The sequence below is a fragment of the Mycobacterium sp. UM_Kg1 genome (genome assembly GCF_000972925.1).
GTDB lineage: Bacteria > Actinomycetota > Actinomycetes > Mycobacteriales > Mycobacteriaceae > Mycobacterium > Mycobacterium hiberniae.
Genome location: NZ_JRMK01000220.1, coordinates 1 through 4356 on the forward strand (window position 1 = coordinate 1; position 4356 = coordinate 4356).

General features: G+C 69.3%; 4 protein-coding genes. 2 read left to right on the forward strand and 2 right to left on the reverse strand.

All coding sequences use genetic code 11. The features are described from left to right. The first annotated feature begins 67 nt into the window (after positions 1-67). Positions 68-1183, forward strand: coding sequence for an Rv3169 family protein (locus tag LI92_RS19990; RefSeq protein WP_046322012.1), 1116 nt, complete (start codon positions 68-70; stop codon positions 1181-1183). A 13-nt stretch (positions 1184-1196) separates the two neighbouring features. Here LI92_RS19990 and LI92_RS19995 read toward each other — a convergent pair whose 3' ends face one another. Together LI92_RS19995 and LI92_RS20000 are read right to left on the reverse strand one after the other, a co-directional pair. Continuing rightward, entirely contained in the window at positions 1197-2195 is a 999-nt protein-coding gene (locus LI92_RS19995; protein ID WP_046322013.1) for a TIGR03617 family F420-dependent LLM class oxidoreductase, read from the reverse strand. A gap of 15 nt (positions 2196-2210) precedes the next feature. Next, positions 2211-3197, reverse strand: a complete 987-nt coding sequence (locus tag LI92_RS20000; RefSeq protein ID WP_046322014.1) for an alpha/beta fold hydrolase — start codon at positions 3195-3197, stop codon at positions 2211-2213. A 99-nt stretch (positions 3198-3296) separates the two neighbouring features. Here LI92_RS20000 and LI92_RS20005 point away from each other — a divergent pair, with 99 nt between their 5' ends. Further along, positions 3297-4271 (forward strand): NADPH:quinone oxidoreductase family protein, encoded by a 975-nt coding sequence (locus LI92_RS20005; RefSeq protein WP_046322015.1) that lies wholly within the window; start codon positions 3297-3299, stop codon positions 4269-4271. Positions 4272-4356 lie beyond the last annotated feature (85 nt).

Genomic DNA, 4356 nt, shown 5'->3' on the forward strand with positions numbered 1-4356 from the left:
CGGAGAGCCCCGAGTCGCTGTTCTACCACGCCGGACTGCTCAGAAAGTTGATGGGAGTAGAGAACTGATGCTGGGACCACTTGACGAATACCCGGTTCACCAACTGCCGCAGCCGATCGCCTGGCCGGGTTCCTCGGACCGCAACTTCTACGACCGTTGCTACCTCAACGCCCACGACCGCACCGGCGACATCTTCGTGATCACCGGATGCGGCTACTATCCCAACCTCGGCGTCAAAGACGCTTTTGTGCTGGTGCGCAGGGGCGATACCCAGACCGCGGTACACCTGTCCGACGGAATCGACTCCGACCGGCTCAATCAGCGGGTCGGCGCCTACCGCATCGAGGTCACCGATCCCCTGCGCTCGCTGCGCGTGGTCATGGACGAAACCGACGGCATCGCCCTCGATCTGGTGTGGGAGGGCCTGTTCGACCCGGTACAGGAGCAGCGCCACATCCTGCGGACCGGTAACCGGGTGACCCTGGACGCGCAGCGCTTCGCCCAACTGGGCTCCTGGAGCGGGCGCATCGCGATCGACGGCGAGGAGATCGCCGTGGACCCCGCGGTCTGGATCGGATCGCGTGACCGCTCCTGGGGCATCCGCCCGGTCGGTGAACGCGAGCCCGCGGGCCGGCCGGCCGACCCGCCGTTCGACGGCATGTGGTGGCTCTACGTACCCATGGCATTCGAGGACTTCGCGGTGGTGCTGATCGTTCAGGAGGAGCCCGACGGGTTCCGCTCGCTCAACGACTGCAGTCGGATCTGGCGCGACGGCCGCATCGAACAGCTGGGCTGGCCCCGGATTTCGACCCGCTACCGATCGGGCACCCGGATCCCCACCGGCGCCACCATCGAGGCCACGCGCCCGGACGGCACGCCGGTGGTGTTCGAGGTGGAATCCAAACTGCCGGTCCCCATTCACGTCGGCGGCGGTTACGGCGGCGACATCGACTGGCTGCACGGCGAGTGGAAGGGCGAGAAGTTCACCGAGCGCCTGACCTACGACATGACCGATCCGGCCATCCTCGGGCGCGCCAGTTTCGGCGTGATCGACCACGTGGGGCGTGCGGTGTGCCGCGACGGTGATGCCGCCCCGGTCGAGGGCTGGGGTCTCTACGAGCACGGCGCGTTGGGCCGCCACGACCCGAGCGGGTTCCCCGACTGGGTCACGATGGCGCCCTAGGGTATAGCCGCCGTCAACGCAGGTTGGCGACGATCTCACCGATCAGCGCCGGCGCGATCGGCGCCGCCTGGTAGACGCAGACCGTGGCGGCGACCCCGTCGACCCGGTCGCGGATACGCGCCGCCACCTGCGCCGGCGTGCCGCAGGCGGCAATGGTGTGCAGGATTTCGTCGCTGATCAGCGCACCCATCTGCGCCCACCTGCCCTGCTTGGACAGTGCGTTGAGTTCGGGTTGCAGGTCCTGCCAGCCGTGTGCGGCCAGCACCGGGGCGTAGGCCGGAGTCGAAGCATAGAATCCGAGCAGTGTCCGCGTGGCGGCCTCGGCGGCCTGCCGTTGCGCCTCGGTGGCGCCGGTGGCGACGATGATCTCCGGAATCACGGTGAAGTCCTCGGCACGGCGCCCGGCGCGGTCGAGCCCAGCCCGCACCGCGGGCAGGGTGTTCTGGTGCAGAAATCGCTTGGTGGAGAACGGCATCACCAGCAGTCCGTCTGCATGCTCAGCGGCAGCTCGGGTCAGCCGCGGCCCCAGCGCGCCGACGAAGATCGGCGGTGCACCATAGGGGTTCGGCCCCGGCGAGAATGTCGGGGTCATCAACGTATGCCGGTAATAGTCGCCCCGAAAATCCAAGCGGGCGCCGGTGTTCCAGGACTCGAAGATCGCCCGCAGCGCCGCGACCAGCTCCACCATGCGGTCCACCGGACGGTCGAACGCGGCGCCGAATCGCTTCTCGATCTGGGTGCGCACCTGCGTGCCCAAGCCGAGAATGAAGCGCCCGCCGCTGAGCAACTGGTGGTCGTTGGCCTGGTGCGCCAAATGGATCGGGTTGCGCGGGAACGCGATCGCGACGTTGGTCATCAGGTCCAGGCCGCCCACGCCGGCAGCCAGTGTCAAAGGGGCGAACACGTCATGCGGGCCCTCGAAGGTGAACACCCCGTCGACGCCGGCATCGCGAAGCTCACGGGCCTGAGCGACCACACCGGTCAGCCCACTGAGGGCAGCCAGGACCTTCAATGCAATTCCGGGACCCTACGAGCGGAACTCGGCGCCGACGGCCACGTCGCCCGCCGACCCGGTGGCCACGTCGACCAGGGCGCGAAGTTCTCGGTTCACCACGGCGGGGTGCTCGAGGATCGAGCAGTGTCCCCCGCTGAGTTCGACGAACCGGGCGAGGTTGGGCACGGCGTCGGCGATTCGGTGCGAGACTCGCAGCGGCAACAACCTGTCGCGGGTGCTGCCGATGACCAGCGTCGGCACGGTCAGCCCGTCGAGGTTGATGAACGATCCCTGACCGAGCGAGTCGGTCAGCACCCGCACCCAGTGGCCGCGGCCGGCCGCCGGAGTCTTGGCGAACAAGTCACAGATCAACGCGTTGACCCACGGGTCGGCCTCACCGCCGACGGCCAGCATACGCACAAACCGCCGAACCGCCACGTGCGCCGGCCCGGCGATCGGGACGTTGCCGAACGTCAGCAGCGCGCGGCGCGCGGTTTCCACGCGCACCCGTTGCACCGGCGGCGGCACCCGGAACAGGTCCACCTCGGCCAGCAGATTGCCGGAGGTGGTATTGATCAGCGCGACGGCATCGGCCCGCTCCTGCACGCGGTGCCGGAACCGGTCCGACCAAGCGTTGATCGCGATACCGCCCATCGAATGGCCGGCGATGACGGCGCGCTCTCCCGGCGCCAGGGTGGCGTCGAGCACCGAGTCCAGATCCGATGCCAGGTGGGTCAGACTGTATCCGCCGCGCCGGGGTACCCCGCTGCGTCCGTGACCACGGTGGTCGTAGGCGATCACCCGGTGGTCGGCGCTCAGGTCGGCGATCTGGTGGCCCCACACGCGGATGGCGCAGGTGATGCCGTGCGCGAGCACAATCGGGTAGCCGTCCGGCGGACCGAAGACCTGGGTGTGCAGGCGGGTTCCGTCGGCCGCCCGGACCTCCATGGTGCGGGCCGGCGGCAACTGCGCGGGGAAACTACCGGCATTCCGCCGCCGGCTGGACCGTTGAGCACTCATCGCCACACCTCATCGGTAATGCGGCAACACTGCCGCATCGCGAGCATACGCCTGAGTGGACTAGGTTTTCGGGGAGGCACTACGGACGGAGGGCTCGCCATGCGCGCGGTACAGATTTCCCAACTCGACGGGCCGGCTGCGGCGCAGGTGGTCGAGCTGGACGAACCGGCCGGTGATGACCTGGTCGTCGTCGACGTGCACGCGGCCGGGGTGGCGTTTCCCGACGTGTTGCAGTCCCGCGGGCTCTATCAGCACAAGCCGGAGCCGCCGTTCGTGCCCGGCGGCGAGGCCGCCGGCGTGGTGCGCAGCGCCCCGGCCGGCGCACATGTGCGTCCCGGCGACCGGGTGGCGGTCCTGACCATGCTCAACGGCGGAATGGCGCAGGTGATCGCGGTGCCGGCCGCGCAGGTGTTCGCGCTGCCCGACTCGGTGTCGTTGGAGGCCGGCGCCGGACTGCTGTTCAACGACCTGACGGTGCTGTTCGCGCTGACCACGCGCGGTCATCTGACCGAGGGGAGCACCGTGCTGGTGCACGGCGCCGCCGGCGGCATCGGCACCTCCGCGCTGCGACTGGCCGGACCGCTCGGCGCCTCACGGGTGATTGCCGTCGTCTCCACCGAGGAAAAGGCCGAGGTTGCCCGTGCTGCCGGGGCCACGGACACCGTGCTCGCCGACGGGTTCCGCGAGGCGGTCGCCGAGCTGACCAGAGGGCGCGGCGTGGACCTGGTACTCGACCCTGTCGGCGGCGACCGGGTCACCGACTCCCTGCGGTCCCTGGCTCCCGCCGGCCGGTTGCTGGTGGTGGGTTTCACCGGCGGCGACATCCCGACGGGGAAGGTCAACCGGCTCCTGCTCAACAACATCGACGTGGTCGGTGTCGGCTGGGGCGCCTGGGTGACGTCGCATCCGGGCGAGCTGGAGCGGCAGTGGGAGACCCTGAAGCCGCTGCTGGCAGCTGGCCGGGTGGCGCCCCCGCAGCCGCACGTGTTCGGGCTCGATCAAGCAGCTGAGGCGTTGGCCGCACTGGAGAATCGCACCGCGGCCGGCAAAGTCGTGCTGCGCATGCGTGACTAGTTGTACTGACCTGAGAGGTTAGGTACGCGGCTGGCGGGTGGTTGGCCGCCGAGTGCGGTGTGGCCGCGTTGGTGATTGTAGGTGT

Bases quoted from the DNA above. Each gene is read 5' to 3' on its own strand.
- LI92_RS20005 (WP_046322015.1), top strand. From the start codon at position 3,297: ATGCGCGCGGTACAGATTTCCCAACTCGACGGGCCGGCTGCGGCGCAG.
- LI92_RS19990 (WP_046322012.1), top strand. From the start codon at position 68: ATGCTGGGACCACTTGACGAATACCCGGTTCACCAACTGCCGCAGCCG.
- LI92_RS20000 (WP_046322014.1), bottom strand. From the start codon at position 3,197: ATGAGTGCTCAACGGTCCAGCCGGCGGCGGAATGCCGGTAGTTTCCCC.